Below are 15,996 nucleotides of genomic sequence, written 5' to 3' on the forward strand. Positions count from 1 at the left end.
GTTGATGGCCGCCAAGCTACGAACACCGGGGGTGGTGCCGAAACGCCCTAGGAGATGACCTCTCCTGTCCACATTGCGTGGACGAGGCTCCCCTCTCAGGGGGACGCCAGACGGGAAGCACCGGCATTACCCTTGGCCGTGCCATGTCATCGACGGTCACAGCCCGCTCCCGGGCCCTCCTCGACACCGCGTTCGCCGCCGCCGTGTTCGTCGTCTCGCTCGCGCTGCTCGCCCACGGCGGGCCCACTCCCATCCGGACGAGCACCCAGGGGCTCGATGCGCTGGGCGTGGTGCTCGCGGCCTGCTCGGCGGCGCCGTTCGTGGTCTGGCGGCGTTTTCCACTGACCGTCTTCGCGGTGACGGCTGGGGCCAGCGTGCTCCTGGCCGGGTTCGGCTACGCGGCCGATCTCGTGCTCGGGCCCATCGCCGCCCTCTACCTGCTCGCCGCCAACACCGTGTGGACGGCACGCACCGCAGCTGTGGTGGCCGGGCTGCTCATGGCCTACCTGGGCGCGGCGGCGTACGCGCAAGAGGCTTTTCCTGGGGTGGGGCTGGTTCACACCGCCCTGCCGTGGGCGGTGGCGTGGTTCGCCGGTGAGAGGACGCGGCTGCGGCGGGAGCAGGTGGCCGAGCTGCAACGGCGGGCCGTGGACGCCGAGCGCGAGGCCGAACGGGAACGCCTGCGCGCCGCGAGAGAAGCCGAACGGGAGCGGCGCCTCGCCATCGTGGAGGAACGCGCCCGCATCGCCCGCGACCTGCACGATTCGGCCGGCCACGCGATCAGCCTCATCGCCGTTCGCGCCGGTGCCGCCCGGCTGCGCCACCACACGGACGACGACCACTCGCTCCAGGCCTTGCAGGCGGTCGAAGACCTGGCCAGGCACACAGTCGCGGAGATCGATCAGCTCGTCGCCTCCCTGCGTGAGGACGAACCGGACATGGCCACCCCGCTCGGCCTGGCCTCACTCGACTCCTTGATCACCCACCACACCGCGGCAGGGCTGCGGGCGGAGCTCGACATCAAGGGCTCGACCCAGCCGCTCGGCAGCGTCGCCGACCAGGCCGCCTACCGCATCCTCCAGCAGGCACTCGCGAACGCTGCCCGCCACGGCACCGGAAACACACGAATCGAACTCGACTTCACCGGCACGGAATTCGAGCTCACCGTCACGAACCCCACGCGCGCCGGCACGCCCCGGCGAGACGGCGGGCACGGGCTGATCGGCATGCGCGAGCGCGCCGCCCTGGCCGGTGGCAGTCTCGACGCGGGACGAGCGGACGGCGTCTTCCGGGTCCACGCCCGGCTTCCCTATGGGAACGTGCCGGCATGACGCGCGTCCTGATCGCCGATGACGACCACCTGATGCGGGCCGGGCTGATCGAGCTGCTCACCGCCGACCCCGGCATCGAGATCGCCGGACAGGCCGCGACCGGGCGGGAAGCCGTCGCCAAGGCCCGCATGCTCGCGCCTGAGGTCGTCCTCATGGACGTACGCATGCCGGACCTCGACGGGATCGCCGCCACCAAGCAGCTCTCCCAGACCGCCCCGGAGGTGAAGATCCTCATCCTGACGACGTTCGAGCAGGATGACTACATCTTCGACGCCTTGCGCGCCGGCGCCTCCGGATTCCTGCTCAAACGTGCCCGCCCCGAGGAGCTGATCGCGGCGGTACACGCCGTCGCATCCGGCGACTCGCTGCTGTCGCCATCGGTCACCCGCCGCGTGATCTACCGGCTGGCCCAGCAGCCCACCCCCAACCTCGCCGACCAGGCGAAGCTGGAGGCGCTCACGCCCCGTGAACGGGAAACGCTCGAACTGGTCGCCCGCGGCCTGTCCAACCGCGAGATCGCGGCCGTGCTCGTCGTCGAGGAGTCGACGATCCGGACTCACGTCAAGCGCATCCTGATGAAGCTCGGCCTGCGCGACCGGGTCCAAGCAGTGATCTTCGCCTACGAGACCGGCATCAACCGCCCGCGCCGCATCGAAGGCCATCCACGACCCGAGTGAGCATGCGTTGGCCGCGCGGTCGGGCGCGGCGGAAGGTCGCCTCTGGCCGAACAGGAGCGAGCGAACTTTCGAGTGGCGGCCGTCTGCGCCGACAAGCAGATCGCCCCTCTCGACCGTGCCGTCACCGAAGACGGCACGGACGCGTGCCCCGTCCTGCTCAACAGCCTGGAGTTCAGCGTCGAAACGGATCTCGACCTGGTCGCGTATGGCCTCGTACAGGACTGCTTCGACGTCGCTGCGCAGCAGGTTGAGGGTGCGCCCGCCGAGCATGGCTTCCAGGTCTCGTGCCCGGGCCGATAACTGTGGTTGCACAAGAAGTCTGACCGGCGAGTATCTCGTGCGATGGCAAAGTGCGGGAGTGCCTTCGGCCAGACACGGGCTCCCGGCTTGCGGGCTATGACCTGCTGACGGGAGAAACGTATGCATGTATGCACGTGACAACAGTTCGGGTGCCGACCGGCGGCAAGAGCGATCGGCTGCTCCGGTGGACGCCGCCCAGAGAGGGTCGTGAGCCATGCTGCGACTCGGCGTCCCCAACAAGGGCGGGCTCACTGACGGCGCCCAGCTGATGCTGGCGGAGGCTGGCTACCGCCGGCGAAAGGACAGCAAGGAACTGCTGGTCGTCGATCCTGACAACTCCTGCGAGCTGTTCTTCCTGCGCCCCCGGGACATCGCCGTCTATGTCGGTGAGGGCATGCTGGATGCCGGGATCACCGGACGGGACATGCTGGTCGACTCCGGGGCGCGGGCTGAGGAGATCACCGGCCTTGGTTTCGGTCGTTCAGCCCTGTACCTCGCGGCACCGCCGGGGCGCTGCCGAAGCCCAGAGGACCTGACGGGCCTTCGCGTGGCCACCGCCTATGCGGGGGTGGTCGAGAAGCACCTGGCCGACATCGGGGTCGATGCCCGCATCATCAAGCTGGACGGTTCAGTGGAGACCGCGATCCGGCTGGACGTTGCCGACGCCGTGGCCGACGTCGTCGAGAGTGCGGCTCGTCTGCGCGAGGTCGGGCTGGAGGTCTTCGGTGACCCGGTCATGCGGTCGGAGGCCGTGCTGATCAAGCGGCTCGGGGCACCGGTGGAGAACGGGCTACGCCAGCTCATCGGGCGGCTCAACGGTGTCCTGGTCGCGCGTGACTTCGTGACCATGGAGTACGACATCGCACAGGAGCGTGTCGAGGAGGCGATCGCGATCACGTCCGGCATGGAGGCACCCACGGTGTCGGCGCTGCACAGGAACGGCTGGGTCGCTGTCCGCGTCATGATCCCCCGGGAGGGTCACCAGCAGATCATGGACCGGCTGTGGGAGGTCGGTGCACGGGCCATCCTGGTCACCGGCATCTACGCCTGCCGCCTCTGACACAGATCACCGGGCGGATGCACTGGCCTCCTGGACAGAAGAGGTTCGCTCACCAAGCGACCCCGAGTGGGAGTCGTCAGCGGTGGCCTGGCTTCTCGATACGGTGCCGCTGGAGTACAGGGCGTATGAGGTGCTTCCCCGGAAACCCGCGCATGTTGCCGATGTCAGGGCCGGCTTGTCCGACGATTTGTTCAGCAGCGCTGACACGGCCGAGCAGTTCGCTCGGGGTGTGCATCTGGACGATGGTGCTCCGGGACACCACGGAGACGGTGTCGGCCGCGCCGATCAGGACGAGGAAGGCCAGTCCGGCCCACGGGTGGGGCGACATGCCGAACAGCGCGAGCGGGGCGCCCCATGCGGCGGATCCGCCGAGCATGACCAGGCCGAGCCGGGGCGGGCTCGGGCGTGGCGGGCGAACCAGTCGTAGGTCGGCCTGCGGCGGCCGGTGTGGTCGTCGCCGCGGTGCGCCGGAACGGGACGGTGGTGGTGTGCTGTTCGCGCAGCTCGGCGACCCGGCGGTCATAACCGTGCCGAATCTGTCGGCGATTACCTCTGGTACGTCAAAGACGCTGACGGCACCGCGCTAGGCCCCACCGGCTGAGAGCGCACATACCCGGAACACACCGGGGCCTGCTAGAACGTTTTCGGTCAAGAGCTCCACGACCACACACGGAGACAACCAATGCGCAAGCCCCCTTTCCTCAACCGCCGGAGCCTCTTAGTTGCGGGCTGCGGGATCACGGCTGGGGCCTTCCTCGGAACCCGTCCGGCGCATGCAGACGTTCCGGACTCCGCCCGCTTCGATCTGCCGGGGGACGGCGGCAATCCGATCCTGAAGAAGTCACTCGGCCACAACTGGGTGCTGCAGTCCTTCGCGTACGACAACGCGCACCAGCACATCTACTTCGCCCAGGTGGAGTCGGGTTCGAATACAGGCGACCTCTGGATCACCAAGACGGATGAGGAGGGGAAGATTCTGGGCTCAATGAAGCTCCACGGCTTCGGCCACGGCGTGGCGATCGCGGCAGAGCCGTACGACGGAGCCGTATACCTGTGGACCGAGTGGCAGGCGAGCGCCAGCGGATTCGGCACTAAGATCGGGCGATTCAAGTTCGTCAACGGCGGGGTTCTGGAGAAGACCAGCAGCGCAATCCAGGACCGCACGCCCTCCATCGGCGACACGATGGTCAATCCTCAACCAGCGATCGACCCCTCGACCGGCCGGCTGTTAGTGCGCTACAAGACCGGCGCCGACCTGCCGCGCATCGTTGCCTTCAACCTCAGCGACGCCCGCGCGGGCCGGCTTGGCGTCGATAACCGCCTGGTCGAACGCGCCCTGCCCTCGCGTGGATCCTGGGGAGAGAGCAACCCGTTCCAGGGTTACACGGCCTACGGCCGCTACGCGTACCTGCTTGAGGGCAGGGCAAACGGGCCGTCGTACATCACCGTCATCGACCTCAACGACACCGGCCAGTCGACCGTGGTCAACAAGTGGGAGACCACGACGGGTGCATCTCTTCCGGGCCGGGAGCCGCAGGGCATGGCCATCTGGATGCACTCCACCGGCCCGCGGCTGGCCTTCGGGTTCCATTCGAACACCGGTGGGGTACGGCAGGCCACCGTCTTCTACAAGAGCGAGTTCGTCTGATACGCGAACTTCGACTCGGCCATGGCTCCAGGTACAGCGCGCGGTGCTGCTGTCGGCCACCACCGTGGAATACTGCCCGAGGTGGTACCCGCCCGCCTGCTCGGCTCCCTGGCCGACTACGCCAACCGCCCAGGCCTCACCACCAGCAGCGTGGAAGACCTGCTGGATCGGCCCGCGCGCACCTTCGCCGACTGGGCAGGCGACAACGCGTTCGCCTTCGGCGGCCTGATCCTGGAGATGCTCGCCGGACCCCTCTCCGTCAGGAATCCTCCTCGTCGAGCGGGTGCTCCTCCCCCCACACGAGCATGGCGTAGAGGATCCCGCTGAGGCTCTGGCCCTGCTCGGTGAGCTCGTAGACGACCCGGGGCGGCACCTCCGCGTGCACCGTACGAGTGAGGATCCTCTGGTTCTCCAGGGCGCGCAGCCGGTCGGTGAGCGTCTTGGCACTGGGCTCGCCCAGCGCGGACCGCAGCTCCCCAAACCGCTTGGGGCCGTCCAGCAGCTCCCGGATGATCAGTGTCGTCCATTTGCCGTCGAGCACCTTGAGCGTCCGCTCGACGCCGCACCCTCGCGGGCACACCGACTTCAACCGGTCGACGAGGTCCACTCCATTGGTTTCCATATGGAAACAATATTTCATCCTAGGTACTACTTCATTTTAGAAACTAATGTGCCGATCCATGAGTAGATCAACCGTTGTCGTCCATGGAGCGACCGGCATCCAGGGCAGCCCTGTGGTCCGCCCTCTCCTCGCCGCGGGCCACCACGTCCGCGCCGTCGTCCGCCGTAACTCCGCGTCCGGCCTGCCCGCCGGCGCCGAACCGGTCTTCGCCGACCTGTCCGTTCCCGCCTCCCTGGCCGACGCCTACGCCGGGGCCGATGCGGTCATCGTGCAGCTGCCGCTGGTGTTCGCCGCCGACGCGGCGGTGCCGCAGGCCGAGGCGGTGCTCGGCGCGCTCAAGGGTGCGGGGGTACCGAGGGCGGTGTTCAACACCGGCGGCCCCCCGGTCACCGAGCCCACGGGGGTGCCCTTCGTCGACGCCCGGGCGCTGCTGGCCGCCGAGCTGCCGAGCGTCGTGGACGTCGCCGCGGTGGTGGGGCCGGCGTTCACGTACATGGAGAACCTGGCCGGCCCCTGGTCGCTCCCGCTCGTGGCCGCGGGGGAGATCGCCTACCCGCTGCCCGCGGAGCTGCCGGTGCCGTGGCTCGCGCTCGACGACTTGGCCGCCGCCATCGTCGAGCTCGTCACCGACCCCGCCCCGCCGCCGCTGCGCATCGTGTCCGGCCCTCAAGCACTCACCGGCGACCGGGCCGCCGCGGAGCTCGCCGCCGCGCTGGGGCACAAGCTGCGGTGGCGGACCGTCGAACCCCAGGAGTACGAGCGGATGCTGGCCCCGCACCTCGGCCCCGAGGCCGCCGCGGGCGTTGCCGCCGCCTACACTCCTCCCCCGCCGGGTACGCCGCCGCCTCCTACCCCCGACCCCGCGCTGATCAGGACCGGGACGACGACCTTGCACGAGTGGGCCACACGCCAGGACTGGCGCTCCTGACGACGACGGCGGCGACACGACTCCGCGACAGTGGGCGACGTCATGACCCCGGCATACCTTCCAGAGGTCGCTTGGCCGCGAGGTCCTCCCCCTCCAGAACCGCCCGCCGAACACCACCGCGCGCCGCGTCTCGGGGCACCCAGAACACCCGCCAGTCCGCCACATCAGCTCCTCTACCGAACGGGAACAACACGCCTATCCAATAGGGAACTGGTCTCCTGGAATCGCACCTCACGTGGGCATTTCAACCGAGAAGCCGTACGGGAGCTCCAGCCGGTGGCGGCCCAGGAGTTCGGGGTCGGCGAGGATCGCGGCTGTGGGGCCGTCCGCGACGATGGTCCCGCCGGACAGGATGAGGGACCGCTCGCACAGTTCCAGGGCGTACGGCAGGTCGTGGGTGACCATGAGGATGGTGACATCGAGCCCGCGCAGGATGTCGGCCAGTTCTCGGCGCGCGGCCGGGTCCAGGTTCGAGGAGGGCTCGTCGAGGACCAGGATCTCGGGTTCCATGGCCAGCACGGTCGCGACGGCGACCCGGCGGCGCTGTCCGCCGGACAGATGGTGTGGTGGTCGGTCGATCATGTTGAGCATTCCGACTCGCTCCAGCGCCTCGCAGATCCGCCGTTCCAGCTCTTCGCCTCGGATGCCGAGGTTGGCGGGGCCGAAGGCGACGTCCTCGCGGACCGTCGGCATGAACAGCTGGTCGTCGGGATCCTGGAAGACCAGGCCGACACGGCGCCGGATCTCCTTCAGGTTGTCGCGGGCCACGGGCAGCCCGCCGACGGAGACCGTCCCCAGGCTGGGCGTGAGGATGCCGTTGAGGTGCATGACCAGGGTGGTCTTGCCCGCGCCGTTAGGCCCGAGCAGCGCGACACGTTCGCCCCGGTCGATCGACAAGTCCACGCCGAACAGGGCCTGGGTGCCGTCGGGGTAGGCGTGCATCAGCCCTTCGACCAGCAGAGAGTTCACCACAGTCCTCCGATGAGTATCGTGATCGCGGCGGCGGGCAGGGTGGCGGCCAGCGCCCACTGCGAGGCGGAGCCGCGCACGTCGTGGATGATGGGCATGGTTCCCGTGTAGCCGCGGCTGAGCATGGCCAGGTGCACGCGTTCGCCACGCTCATAGGAGCGGATGAACAGGGCTCCCGCAGAGCGTGCCACGACGGGCAGGTGCCGGAGGTCGCGTGCCACGAACGCGCGGGACTCCCGCGCTATGCGCATCCGGCGCATCTCGTCGAGGATCACCTCGACGTAGCGCAGCATGAAGGAGGCGATCTGCACCAGCAACTGCGGAAGCCGCAGCCGCTGGGCGCCGAGCAGCAGGGTCCTCGGCTCGGTGGTGGCGGCCAGCAGGATGCTCGCGATCACTCCGAGGGTCGCCTTGGCCAGGATGTTCCACGCGGCGAGCAACCCGTCGGCGCTCATCGACAGGCCGAAGACGGTCATGCGCTCGCCCTGGGACAGGAACGGGAGCGCGACCGCGAAGATCACGAACGGCACCTCGACGACCATCCGCCGCAGCAGGAGCTTCAGGGGGATGCGGGCTGCCACGGCGACCACGCCGAGCAGTGCGAGGTAGAGGGCGAACGCCCAGAACCGTTCCCGATCGGTGGCCACGACGATCAGGATGAACGCGATCAGTGACAGGAGCTTGCACTGCGGTGGGAGCCGGTGCACAGACGTGTCGGCATGGACATACAGGTGAGGGCTGTGTCCGGCGGCCATGGATTCACGATTCCGGCGTCAGTGGCTCGGCGGCTGACCGGCGGCGGGCTCTGCGTCGCAGCGCCCAGGCCACACCACCGCCCACGGCCAGGGAGACCCCCACACCGAGCGCGCCGGCCAGTCCTGTTGACAACCGCTCGTCTTCGACGCCCTTGAGGGTGTAGTCGGCCAACGCCGAGTCTCCCAGCGGATGGTCTTGCGCCTGAGACTGGAATCCGAGGTCGGTTGCCACGCGCTCGAGGCCGTCAGGGTTGGCCGAGGCGTAGAAGCTCACCAGTCCCGCGAGCACGACGGCGGCGGCAACCCCGCCGAAGAGGAACGGCCGAAGTCGCGGGGCCGCGCGATGGCCTCCCTCCGCAGGCCGAGCAGGAACCAGTTCACCGGAGGCGGTGCGCAGCATCGCGGGCCTGACCAGGCTGCGCGCGCCGTAGACCAGGTCGGGCCGTACGGCCAGCACGGTACTGACGGTCAAGGCCGTGATCGCGCCTTCACCCAAGCCGATGACCACGTGAACCCCGCCCATGGCCGCGGCGACCGTGACGGGATCGATCGAGGACGTCCCGCCGATGGCATACAGTCCCGTGAAGACCAGGGCGGACATCGGGACCGACACCATGGCTCCGACGAAGGACGCGACGACGACGCCGGTACGGTTGCGCGGTGCCAGCTTGCCGACTGCGCGGAAGACCCCGTACCCCGTCAGGACGGTCACCAGCCCCATCAGGCAGATGTTGACGCCCAGGGCCGTCAGCCCTCCATCGGCGAAGAACAAGGCCTGCACCGCGACCACCACAGCGATGCACAGGACACCTGTATAAGGTCCGACGAGGATCGCCGCCAGAGCACCTCCGATCAGGTGGCCGCTCGTCCCGGCGCCGACGGGAAAGTTCAGCATCTGGACGGCGAAGACGAAGGCGGCCACCAGCCCGGCCAGCGGAGCCATCCGGTCGTCCAGTTCCCCTTTCGCCTTGCGCAGGGAATAGGCGACGCCACTGGCGGCCACGGCGCCCGCGGCAACGGACATCGGGACGGTGAAGAAGCCGTCGGGTACGTGCACGAGATCCTCCCGGAATTGCTTCCCAAGCGATTGACTTCGCAGCGGGCACTCCTCGCCGCCGTAGCAGCGCAGGATTCGGGCCGAGCTCACCCGGGGGCAGTGATCACCGGAACTGTGGACGGATCAGCGCCACTGGCGGGCCGACCCGTAAAGACGTATGCACTCGCGAATATGTCATGCATGCGATGACCACGACCCATCTCACGGCGGACCACGCTGAATCCGAGCGTCGACTTGGGATTGTCTTTGATGATCGACACGGTGCTCACGAGCCCGGGACCCGTCTTGAGCCCAGCCGGATCACTCGTGTCGCGGGATCCTCGATACCTCGTGATCGGCATGATGGACCGCCTCGGCGATCAGCGCTCGAATGTGGGCGTCGCGGGCTCGGTAGAGAACCCGCCTCCCCTCCCGGCGACAGGCCACCAGCCCAGCCAGCCGCAGCTTGGCCAGATGCTGGGACACGGCAGGCCGTGCCGCTCCCACCACCGTGACGAGGTTGCCCACGTCGTGCTCACCATGAGCCAGGGCCCACAGCAAGCGCAACCTGGTGGCATCGGAGAGCATCCGGAACGCCGCGACCGCCACCTCCACCTGAGCGTCGGTCGGCGGGGTGCCGGTCGGTTGGCCGCCATTGTGCTGCTGCATGGTCGACGCACCTAACATGTGCTTGCGTGCGCATACGAATACATATCTAAGGGGATAACCGTTCTGTCACCCGCGCTCCATGAGACAGGACGAGGAGCAGCAGATGAGCGTGCACAGCCGCCCAGGACCCTCCCATGAGCAAGACCACAGCCACGGACATGGCCACGGACATGGCCACGACGAGCATGACCACGGATCCCCCAGCCGCACCCTAGGGGAACGGCTCCGTCATGTGGTGACGCCACACAGTCACGACGCGGCAGCCCGGACAGATCAAGCAATGGAGACCAGCCGCCGCGGCATGCGCACCCTGGCCATCTCCTTCGCCGTGCTCACCGTCACTGCTCTCGCCCAAGTAGCGATCTTCACGGTGTCGGGATCTGTGGCCCTGCTCGGTGACACCCTCCACAACTTCGCCGACGCCCTGACCGCGGTGCCACTGGCGATTGCCTTCACGGTGGGCCGGCGAATGGCTTCGCGCCGGTTCACCTACGGGTACGGCAGAGCCGAGGACCTGGCCGGCATCATCATCGTGCTCATCATCGCCGCCTCGGCGGGCCTGGCCGGGTACGAGGCCGTCAAGCGCCTGATCAACCCACAAAACGTGGAGGCGCTCGGCTGGGTCGCCGCCGCAGGCGTGATCGGCTTCCTCGGCAACGAACTGGTGGCCCGCTACCGCATCAAGGTCGGCCGCGAGATCGGCTCCGCGGCGCTGGTCGCCGACGGCCTGCACGCCCGTACCGACGGCTTCACCTCACTGGCCGTGCTGCTCGGAGCGGCCGGAGTATGGGCCGGCTGGCCGTACGCCGACCCGATCATCGGCCTGCTCATCACCATCGCGATTCTCTACGTGCTGCGTGACGCCGCCCGCGAGGTCTACCACCGGCTGATGGACGCCGTCGACCCCGCGCTGATCGCCAAGGCCGAGCAGATCGTCGCCGAGACCCCCGGCGTGCGCGGCGTCGGCTCCCTGCGCATGCGCTGGATCGGCCACTCCCTTCGCGCCGAGGTCGACATCGTGGTGAGCCATGAGCTCTCCCTGGTCGAGGCGCATGCCGTAGCAGTCGAGGCCGAGCACCGGCTCATCCACGACCTACCGCGTCTGCAAGCCGCCACAGTGCACGCCGATCCCGACGGGCCGGAAGGCACCGATCACCACGCCGCCCTGGTCATCCACCGGTAGCCGCGAGCAGATCACCCTCCTTTGACATACGCCTTCGACCGCTCTCCCGCGCTGCAGCCGCCGGACGCCGACGCGGCTCTACGATGTGGTCATGAGCATGAGCGCGGCCCACGCAGATGCGCTGACCTCCCAGCAGAGGGGTGAGCGGTTCGAAGTCGCCGCGTCCGTTCTGGCCCTCCTCGCCGATCGCACACGATTGGCGCTGCTGAACCAGTTGAGCCTCGGCGAAGCCGATGTCACCACCCTCACCGAGGCCATCGGAGCCTCTCGCCCCTCCGTCAGCCAGCACCTGGCCAAGCTCCGGCTCGCCGGCCTGGTGACCGCCCGCAAGGACGGGCGCCACGTCGTGTACTCCCTCCACCATGGACACCTCCGCCGGCTGGTCGAGGAGTCGCTCAACGTCGCCGACCACCAGATCGGGTCACTGCCGCCGCATGACTGAGCGGCACCTCGCCGACCCCCGAGCCGCGCCGCAGTTCGCCATCGACCAGCGGATCGCACCCTCACCCAGCTCGTCACCGGCCTGGGCGGCATCCCCAAACCGCATCTGGCCACCCTGCCGGGCCTCATGGTCGTCCGCACAACGCTGAAGATGCCCGCAACTCCTCAACGTGGGCGGCGGCGCCCCGGCCGCCTTACGCGGTCCTGGCGCGGAACTCCCATGCTCACGTTCCGACGACGATGGCGACGATCAACCCGACGAGAAAGAGGCTCCCCAACGCGCCCGTCCAGATGATCGCCTTCCTGGAACCCGTCATGAGAGCGCCGAAGAACACCACGACGGCCAGCCCGGACGCGATGCCGCTGGGCACCAGGATCGCCCTCCACACGCCGCGTTCCCCCGTGGGCAGTACCCGGTCCCCCTCGAGAGTCAGTACGGCAGGGAAGACCTCACCCACTTCCACCTCCGGGACAGTGTCAATGACGATCGGCTGCTTCGACCGGTCGTCGAACACGAACCGCGACTCGCAGTCATACTGCGTGCGCCTCGACCATCCGCTCCCCACGGTGTGGGCCTCGCAGGACACGACGGTGGCGGTGCCAGGCGTGCCGCTGTGACCGAATCCCGCCCTCAACTCCGGAGTGACAACCTCGACGATCCCGACCACGATCCAGATGAGCAGGCCCGCCGGAACGATTGGTACAGCATCATGCCGACGGTCATCCCGACTCCGAACGGCTCCGGCGGCGTGGTGGGCCCCGGAGCCTGCCCACGGATCGCAGTCTTCCTCGAAGACCTGTTGGCCCCTCTCCCCACCCGACACGTCCGTGGCGGTCATGACACGTTGGCCAACGGCAGGCACCCTCGGTCGCCGTTCGAAAGGCGATGAGCTTGCATGCTGTTACGCGGCAGCCCGCACGTATGGGCGCCGCCGAGTAGGTAGGGGCACCGCGCAGCGTCGGCTCCTGGTGCATGCATCGGCTGGCAGCAGGGCAGCAAACGATCATAAACGGGCCTCAACGGCCCGAGTGACTGCTCTTGGCTCGGTAGTTTCACCGCGGCACGTGACGAACGAGCCGGAACGGCGCTGACAGTTGGTGGGTCAGCGGCGTCCCGCTCGGGTCAGTGCGTCCTCGGCCTGGGTGGCCATCGCGGTGACAAGGTCCTCGGCCGGCGGCAGGTCGGTATCAAGCTCGGCGTGCTGGCCGCGCTGGATCAGCGCATCGCCGTCCAGGCCCTGCTGGCGACCTTCATCGCTGACAAGACCATCGTCGATGAGTCCGCCGCCCGCGCCTCCGTCAACGAGGTCATCGCCGCGGAATGAACCCGGAAAGGCCCATCCCCGACGGGTGTAGCGTCTAACACGCGAAGTTGATCAGAGGGGTGCCTGCCATTGGAACTGCAAGACACACGGTTGGACATGTCTCAAAGTGAGCGTGTCCACCGATACAGCGATGTCGCGAGCGCGTTGGCGTTGCACAGCGACCGGCAGCTCGGCGAGTCACTGGAGCAGGCGCAGATTCTGGGCTCAGGGATAGGCGGTAGCTCGGCGTTGTTAGCCATCGATGGCGTGCCGGTCTTCGCCAAGCGAGTACCACTGACCGACGTGGAGCGCCGCGCGGGCAACGTAATGTCCACCGCGAACCTGTTCGGGGTGCCTCCGTTCTGCCAGTACGGACTCACCGCTCTCGCCGGGCCGGGCTTCGGCGCCTGGCGTGAACTCGCGGCCGGCGTCATGACGACCAACTGGGTCCTGGCCGGGCGCAGTGCGGCCTTTCCGCTGCTGTATCACTGGCGGGTGCTGCCGGGAGCGCCGCCACCCACCGATGAGCACTCCGACGTCGAGGCGGTCGTGCAGTACTGGGATGGATCATCAGCGGTACGGGATCGTCTCCACGCCCTTGCCCGCGCCTCGGCCAGCATCGTGCTGTTTCAGGAGTTCATCCCCTACAACCTCGACAACTGGCTCGCCGCTCAGCTCACCGCCGGCCAGGACGCAGCGATTGACGCAAGCGCCATGGTCGAGTCGTGCCTGCTCACCGACGTGGCCTTCATGAACGGCCAGGAGTTGATGCACTTCGACGGCCACTTCGGCAACATCCTCACCGATGGTGAACGCCTGTACATCGCCGACCTCGGACTGGCGACCTCCACTCGGTTCGACCTGTCCAAGCAGGAGATCGAATTCCTGGAGCGCAACAGGACCCACGACATCGGGTACGCGCTGATGCGGCTGGTCAACTGGCTCGTCACCAATGTCTGTGGGGTGAAGGTGCCGCAGAACGGCATACCGGGACAACGCAACGAGTACATCCGCGCGTGCGCGGACGGCGCGGACCCCGCTGGTGCTCCGCCGACTGTAGCCGCAGTGATCCGCCGGTACGCACCCGTGGCGGCGGCCATAAACGACTTCTACTGGGACCTGTACGGCACCAGCAGGACAACGCCGTATCCGAGCGAGAAGATCGAACGCGCCATGAGTGCAATGCGCTGATCCCCATCAGACACGGCAGCACGAACACCAAGCCGACATGCTGCACATCAAGACCCCGGAGGTCATGTTGCCGGGGTCTTCTCGCTCCCTCACATCCCCATCCTGAATGACGCCTGCATCACCATCTTGAACGTCCGCGCACAGGTTGAGCAGTGTCAGCGAAGTTTGAGTGACCCCGGTCACTTATGTGGTGGTTCCAAAGCCTGTCCTGCCGATCACGTGAGCCAGACGGCGGTCGAGCGGGCCAGGTAGATGTTGATGGTGGCCTCAATGCTGGACCAGGCCGCCGACTGGGACGGGAGCGACGTGGCCGTTTGCCGGAAGGGTCTGCGCCAGGGCGAGGCCAATGTCGACCAGCGATGACCGGCGCAGGCAAGCGACGTCGGCGAAAGGAGTCCACATCGACTCGGCGATTTCACCGTTCGGCTCAGGCCGGAGCTGACCGCCGGTGATGCGGACCCGGTAGAAGATGCCGACATTCTGGTGCTCGATGCCGGCACGGGCGACGGCGGCGGGGATCACCCTTGAGTCCACGCCCAGCAGGCGTTCGACCACAGCGTCGCAGCCGGTCTCCTCAGCGACCTCCCGGATCACCGCGTCGAACGGATCCTCCGCGTGCTCGACCCTGCCGCCTGGAAGAGTCCAGTTGGATCCGCCCATGGGTGATACGTAACGAGCGAGCAGCACCCGCCCGTCCTCGATGCACACGGCGTACGCCGCCAGCCGGAAACTCATCCCCGTACCTCCCCTGACGCACCAACACGTCGTGCCGCTGAAGCTTCGCTGGCACGAACTTACTGATCATCAACCTTGGATGGCAACGATCAAGGTTTCCCTGACACAGGACAGCTGAGTTTGAGCGCCAGCGGAACCTGACGAATATCGATGTTCGCGAGTTTCAGCACCACCCGGCGACGGCCACCGCATTGTCACCGCGCCTCAGCCATACACTCACGCACAGTACGACTCGCGGCGTGTGTCCGCTCGTTGTCTGCGGCATGACGGTACGTCGATCCGCCGACGACCGCCATAAGGGCAATACCTACTTTCCGGCGGACCGCTGACGCGGAAGGCGGCATCAGGCGGGTTGCTCGTCGCCTCGGATGCGGGCGTGCAGGTGCATGTCGTGTCGGCCGTCGGAGTGGACGGCGTCGCTGCGCTTAGTGCCCTCCAGGAGAAAACCGGATTTGACGGCAACCCGGCAGGAAGCCTTGTTGCGGGTCGAGTGATCCAAATGCAGACGGTGGAAGCCAGCCTCGCCCAGTGCCCAGACGCTCAAGGCCGTCAGCGCGCGGGAGGCCACACCTGCTCCACGGGCGGCCGGGAGTACCCAGTATGCGCACCCCGCGACACCGTCATCGAGATTCATTCCGCCCATGGCGATGCGCCCCAGCACCTCACCGCCGCCGCGGGTCACCGCCCAACTCGCGCCCGTCTCCTGCGCCCAGGCCTGGCGATACTGATCGAACCACTCACGGACCTGGTCTTCTGACGCGGGTTGGCGAGTGTGCCAGTGCTGGATCTCGGGGTCCTGGTAAGCAGCGAGGAAAACTGCCGCGTCGGACGGCTCCCAGGGTCGCAAGATCAGGCCACCGGGGGCGGAAAGCGTCGGTTGCGGACCGGCGGCGAGGGTTCCGGCGGGGATGGCAGGCGGCGTCGAAAAAGATCGCACATCTTATGCTCTCGCGACGGTGGATGTGTCAAGTTCCCGGCCAACTGCGGGGCGGCGTCTCGGTGCATGTCAACCTCAAGGCCATGATCGGTGTACCGTAAAGGCTGGCCGGAGACCGCAGACGCCTCAGCGCATCAGCGCCCGGCATCGCTGGCCGCCCGGCACGCAGGGACGCCAACCTGGCCCTCGACTAGCTCGCGTCGGGCGACC

Annotated in this window: 18 protein-coding genes and 1 pseudogene; 9 read left to right on the forward strand and 10 right to left on the reverse strand. The window is 67.8% G+C overall.

The features are described from left to right. The first annotated feature begins 143 nt into the window (after positions 1 to 143). Positions 144 to 1,331 (forward strand): sensor histidine kinase, encoded by a 1,188-nt coding sequence (locus tag ACTWPT_RS06905; protein WP_443176395.1) that lies wholly within the window; start codon positions 144 to 146, stop codon positions 1,329 to 1,331. Further along, positions 1,328 to 2,008 (forward strand): response regulator, encoded by a 681-nt coding sequence (locus ACTWPT_RS06910; protein ID WP_443176396.1) that lies wholly within the window; start codon positions 1,328 to 1,330, stop codon positions 2,006 to 2,008. The genes ACTWPT_RS06905 and ACTWPT_RS06910 overlap by 4 nt, the downstream gene beginning before the upstream one ends. 111 nt (positions 2,009 to 2,119) lie before the next feature. On the opposite strand, the pseudogene ACTWPT_RS06915 reads toward ACTWPT_RS06910, so the two are convergent. Next, positions 2,120 to 2,524, reverse strand: a pseudogene (locus tag ACTWPT_RS06915) (hypothetical protein); the annotation flags it as partial. On the opposite strand from ACTWPT_RS06915, the gene hisG reads away from it, so the two are divergent. Further along, positions 2,523 to 3,368, forward strand: coding sequence for an ATP phosphoribosyltransferase (gene hisG, locus ACTWPT_RS06920; protein ID WP_443176397.1), 846 nt, complete (start codon positions 2,523 to 2,525; stop codon positions 3,366 to 3,368). The pseudogene ACTWPT_RS06915 and the gene hisG sit on opposite strands and share 2 nt — an antisense overlap. A gap of 76 nt (positions 3,369 to 3,444) precedes the next feature. On the opposite strand, the gene ACTWPT_RS06925 is transcribed toward hisG, so the two are convergent. Beyond that, a complete protein-coding gene (locus tag ACTWPT_RS06925) occupies positions 3,445 to 3,744 on the reverse strand; it encodes a hypothetical protein (protein ID WP_443176398.1) in 300 nt (99 codons plus the stop codon). A 306-nt stretch (positions 3,745 to 4,050) separates the two neighbouring features. On the opposite strand from ACTWPT_RS06925, the gene ACTWPT_RS06930 reads away from it, so the two are divergent. Then, complete coding sequence (locus tag ACTWPT_RS06930; RefSeq protein WP_443176399.1) at positions 4,051 to 5,016, forward strand: phage baseplate protein; 966 nt, start codon at positions 4,051 to 4,053, stop codon at positions 5,014 to 5,016. Positions 5,017 to 5,275: 259 nt separating this feature from the next. Here the strand turns inward: ACTWPT_RS06930 and ACTWPT_RS06935 are convergent, their stop codons facing one another. Continuing rightward, the gene (locus ACTWPT_RS06935) at positions 5,276 to 5,638 is read right to left on the reverse strand and encodes a winged helix-turn-helix transcriptional regulator (protein ID WP_443176400.1); all 363 of its coding nucleotides are present in this window, start codon (positions 5,636 to 5,638) and stop codon (positions 5,276 to 5,278) included. Between the two features lie 58 nt (positions 5,639 to 5,696). On the opposite strand from ACTWPT_RS06935, the gene ACTWPT_RS06940 reads away from it, so the two are divergent. Then, positions 5,697 to 6,566, forward strand: coding sequence for an SDR family oxidoreductase (locus ACTWPT_RS06940; protein ID WP_443176401.1), 870 nt, complete (start codon positions 5,697 to 5,699; stop codon positions 6,564 to 6,566). Between the two features lie 231 nt (positions 6,567 to 6,797). Here the strand turns inward: ACTWPT_RS06940 and ACTWPT_RS06945 are convergent, their stop codons facing one another. The 4 genes from ACTWPT_RS06945 to ACTWPT_RS06960 all read right to left on the reverse strand — a co-directional run bounded on the left by ACTWPT_RS06945 (position 6,798) and on the right by ACTWPT_RS06960 (position 9,995). Continuing rightward, positions 6,798 to 7,538, reverse strand: coding sequence for an energy-coupling factor ABC transporter ATP-binding protein (locus tag ACTWPT_RS06945; RefSeq protein ID WP_443176402.1), 741 nt, complete (start codon positions 7,536 to 7,538; stop codon positions 6,798 to 6,800). Further along, positions 7,532 to 8,290: a cobalt ECF transporter T component CbiQ gene (gene cbiQ / locus ACTWPT_RS06950; RefSeq protein WP_443176403.1), complete on the reverse strand. Its 759-nt coding sequence runs from the start codon at positions 8,288 to 8,290 to the stop codon at positions 7,532 to 7,534. The genes ACTWPT_RS06945 and cbiQ overlap by 7 nt, the downstream gene beginning before the upstream one ends. Positions 8,291 to 8,294: 4 nt before the next feature. Beyond that, on the reverse strand, positions 8,295 to 9,347 hold the full coding sequence (locus ACTWPT_RS06955; protein WP_443176404.1) for an energy-coupling factor ABC transporter permease: 1,053 nt from the start codon (positions 9,345 to 9,347) through the stop codon (positions 8,295 to 8,297). A 300-nt stretch (positions 9,348 to 9,647) separates the two neighbouring features. After that, positions 9,648 to 9,995, reverse strand: a complete 348-nt coding sequence (locus ACTWPT_RS06960; protein ID WP_443176405.1) for an ArsR/SmtB family transcription factor — start codon at positions 9,993 to 9,995, stop codon at positions 9,648 to 9,650. 280 nt (positions 9,996 to 10,275) lie between these two features. Between ACTWPT_RS06960 and ACTWPT_RS06965 the strand changes: the two genes are divergently transcribed. Both ACTWPT_RS06965 and ACTWPT_RS06970 read left to right on the forward strand, forming a co-directional pair. Continuing rightward, positions 10,276 to 11,178, forward strand: coding sequence for a cation diffusion facilitator family transporter (locus ACTWPT_RS06965; protein WP_443176406.1), 903 nt, complete (start codon positions 10,276 to 10,278; stop codon positions 11,176 to 11,178). Between the two features lie 91 nt (positions 11,179 to 11,269). Continuing rightward, positions 11,270 to 11,620 (forward strand): ArsR/SmtB family transcription factor, encoded by a 351-nt coding sequence (locus tag ACTWPT_RS06970; RefSeq protein WP_443176407.1) that lies wholly within the window; start codon positions 11,270 to 11,272, stop codon positions 11,618 to 11,620. Positions 11,621 to 11,843: 223 nt separating this feature from the next. Here ACTWPT_RS06970 and ACTWPT_RS06975 read toward each other — a convergent pair whose 3' ends face one another. Further along, the gene (locus ACTWPT_RS06975; RefSeq protein ID WP_443176408.1) at positions 11,844 to 12,458 is read right to left on the reverse strand and encodes a hypothetical protein; all 615 of its coding nucleotides are present in this window, start codon (positions 12,456 to 12,458) and stop codon (positions 11,844 to 11,846) included. A 360-nt stretch (positions 12,459 to 12,818) separates the two neighbouring features. Between ACTWPT_RS06975 and ACTWPT_RS06980 the strand changes: the two genes are divergently transcribed. Both ACTWPT_RS06980 and ACTWPT_RS06985 read left to right on the forward strand, forming a co-directional pair. Next, positions 12,819 to 12,944: a hypothetical protein gene (locus tag ACTWPT_RS06980; protein ID WP_443176409.1), complete on the forward strand. Its 126-nt coding sequence runs from the start codon at positions 12,819 to 12,821 to the stop codon at positions 12,942 to 12,944. A gap of 96 nt (positions 12,945 to 13,040) precedes the next feature. Further along, on the forward strand, positions 13,041 to 14,114 hold the full coding sequence (locus ACTWPT_RS06985) for a serine/threonine protein phosphatase (protein WP_443176410.1): 1,074 nt from the start codon (positions 13,041 to 13,043) through the stop codon (positions 14,112 to 14,114). 267 nt (positions 14,115 to 14,381) lie between these two features. Here ACTWPT_RS06985 and ACTWPT_RS06990 read toward each other — a convergent pair whose 3' ends face one another. Next, positions 14,382 to 14,849, reverse strand: a complete 468-nt coding sequence (locus ACTWPT_RS06990; RefSeq protein ID WP_443176411.1) for an NUDIX hydrolase — start codon at positions 14,847 to 14,849, stop codon at positions 14,382 to 14,384. Between the two features lie 343 nt (positions 14,850 to 15,192). Next, entirely contained in the window at positions 15,193 to 15,786 is a 594-nt protein-coding gene (locus ACTWPT_RS06995; protein ID WP_443176412.1) for a GNAT family N-acetyltransferase, read from the reverse strand. Positions 15,787 to 15,996: the final 210 nt, after the last annotated feature.

Origin of the sequence: Nonomuraea sp. 3N208, from assembly GCF_052245935.1 — a bacterium.
Lineage (GTDB): Bacteria > Actinomycetota > Actinomycetes > Streptosporangiales > Streptosporangiaceae > Nonomuraea.

Coding starts and splice junctions, on each gene's coding strand:
- ACTWPT_RS06905 (WP_443176395.1), top strand. CDS start 144: ATGTCATCGACGGTCACAGCCCGCTCCCGGGCCCTCCTCGACACCGCG.
- ACTWPT_RS06910 (WP_443176396.1), top strand. CDS start 1,328: ATGACGCGCGTCCTGATCGCCGATGACGACCACCTGATGCGGGCCGGG.
- hisG (WP_443176397.1), top strand. CDS start 2,523: ATGCTGCGACTCGGCGTCCCCAACAAGGGCGGGCTCACTGACGGCGCC.
- ACTWPT_RS06925 (WP_443176398.1), bottom strand. CDS start 3,744: ATGCTCGGCGGATCCGCCGCATGGGGCGCCCCGCTCGCGCTGTTCGGC.
- ACTWPT_RS06930 (WP_443176399.1), top strand. CDS start 4,051: ATGCGCAAGCCCCCTTTCCTCAACCGCCGGAGCCTCTTAGTTGCGGGC.
- ACTWPT_RS06935 (WP_443176400.1), bottom strand. CDS start 5,638: ATGGAAACCAATGGAGTGGACCTCGTCGACCGGTTGAAGTCGGTGTGC.
- ACTWPT_RS06940 (WP_443176401.1), top strand. CDS start 5,697: ATGAGTAGATCAACCGTTGTCGTCCATGGAGCGACCGGCATCCAGGGC.
- cbiQ (WP_443176403.1), bottom strand. CDS start 8,290: ATGGCCGCCGGACACAGCCCTCACCTGTATGTCCATGCCGACACGTCT.
- ACTWPT_RS06960 (WP_443176405.1), bottom strand. CDS start 9,995: ATGCAGCAGCACAATGGCGGCCAACCGACCGGCACCCCGCCGACCGAC.
- ACTWPT_RS06965 (WP_443176406.1), top strand. CDS start 10,276: ATGGAGACCAGCCGCCGCGGCATGCGCACCCTGGCCATCTCCTTCGCC.
- ACTWPT_RS06970 (WP_443176407.1), top strand. CDS start 11,270: ATGAGCATGAGCGCGGCCCACGCAGATGCGCTGACCTCCCAGCAGAGG.
- ACTWPT_RS06975 (WP_443176408.1), bottom strand. CDS start 12,458: ATGACCGCCACGGACGTGTCGGGTGGGGAGAGGGGCCAACAGGTCTTC.
- ACTWPT_RS06985 (WP_443176410.1), top strand. CDS start 13,041: ATGTCTCAAAGTGAGCGTGTCCACCGATACAGCGATGTCGCGAGCGCG.
- ACTWPT_RS06990 (WP_443176411.1), bottom strand. CDS start 14,849: ATGAGTTTCCGGCTGGCGGCGTACGCCGTGTGCATCGAGGACGGGCGG.